Origin of the sequence: Candidatus Aegiribacteria sp., assembly GCA_021108435.1 — a bacterium.
GTDB lineage: Bacteria > Fermentibacterota > Fermentibacteria > Fermentibacterales > JCC-6 > Aegiribacteria.
On sequence record JAIOQY010000031.1, the window covers coordinates 1 to 1,308 of the forward strand.

General features: G+C 44.0%; 2 protein-coding genes. Both read right to left on the reverse strand.

Features of this window, described 5'->3' with window-relative positions; all coding sequences use genetic code 11:
* Positions 1-527 precede the first annotated feature (527 nt).
* Positions 528-860 carry a TfoX/Sxy family protein gene (locus K8R76_01900; GenBank protein MCD4846926.1) on the reverse strand — a complete coding sequence of 111 codons (333 nt, stop codon included), beginning with the start codon at positions 858-860 and terminating at the stop codon, positions 528-530.
* 69 nt (positions 861-929) lie between these two features.
* Positions 930-1,244 (reverse strand): antitoxin, encoded by a 315-nt coding sequence (locus tag K8R76_01905; protein MCD4846927.1) that lies wholly within the window; start codon positions 1,242-1,244, stop codon positions 930-932.
* Positions 1,245-1,308 lie beyond the last annotated feature (64 nt).

The window sequence follows — 1,308 nt, forward strand, 5'->3', positions numbered from 1 at the left end:
TGAACAGAGCCAAGATTCCCCACGCCAATCCGAAAGCAATAAGCAGAAATGGCACGAGGGAGATGAAGGGAACCTGACGTTTGTCAGCGCCTGATGAGCATGTAATCATAATAGGTTCTCCACAATGTTTGAGTTAGCGGAATGTTGGCCGAAGCCACGTGCCCTGGCTGCCAACGCTGGAGCAAACAGCATGAAAGCAGTCTTAGTCCCATGAATCCGCCCTCCGCCATGTTGTAGTCAGAAAGTATGCGCTCCTGCGAATAATCAAGCACTGCTCCCAGGCTGAACTCAAAGATGGCCATCATCACCACCCAGAGCAACCCAATCCGGAACTGCTCCACAAACGATCGGGCACCGATCCAGCAAATACACGCCCACACAATTGCGAATATGATTGCTGATCCGATTAAAACGCCAACATGGTGCAAAGGCATGTCTCAATCGTAAAGCTGCAGTACTGCTGCATTTTGTCGTTATCTTTAATTCATTCCTTGTATGCGATAAAGTGCAAGGCTTGGTTCTGTGCATTATTTCTTATTTCGTTTTGCCTTCGGCTTCACTTCTGTTAGTTCTTTGACCGTTACTCTCACCAAGCTACTAATCCACTCTCTATCATCAAATTGATCTTCAATAAGGAAGTATGGTTTTGCTCCTGGATAGGGAGGAGTTTCGATCACATTCTTGATGAATGACCTGCCAGCTTTGGTTGGTTTTACGAATAACTGATCATCACATACGAGAGCCATTATTGTGCCATCACTATAGATTCCATATTCTCCAAACATCTTCTTGTATGTGATTTCACCTGCATTATCTATCTGCTCAACGATGAATTCAACAAAGCCCACATCTGATGCCATTCGGTTTTCTCCTTAGATTATACCCACAGAAAGCTCAGAATAACCAGCACAGGTAAAACCTGCTATGAATCAGGTTCGCTGTGTCTGGTTAATTCTGTTGATCTGTCGCGGTTTTTCTATAAGTCGGCCAGAAAGGAAACGATGAAGAATGCTGGAGATGAGGGTTTGATATGGGATTCCATCTTCAACAGCAACAAGTTGGAGTTCCTCTAAATCCTTGGAGGATATTCGAATATTAATTCGCTTATCTTTCTTTAGAGTATTGCGAGCGTATACCTGGTGCTTCTTAACTTCCTTTTCCAAATCTGCGACGGGTTCCCATTCATCACGCTCGAAAGATTCCAGTATTTCCTTTTCTTCCTCTTCGAGCTTAAGCTTTTTCATTTTGGCCTCCTAAATAGCGCTTCGTAGCCTTACGGCTTGGAATTATTGTTTTCAAAAATCTGCC

Excerpts from the sequence above, each read along its gene's own strand:
- K8R76_01900 (MCD4846926.1), bottom strand. The coding sequence starts at position 860 with ATGGCATCAGATGTGGGCTTTGTTGAATTCATCGTTGAGCAGATAGAT.
- K8R76_01905 (MCD4846927.1), bottom strand. The coding sequence starts at position 1,244 with ATGAAAAAGCTTAAGCTCGAAGAGGAAGAAAAGGAAATACTGGAATCT.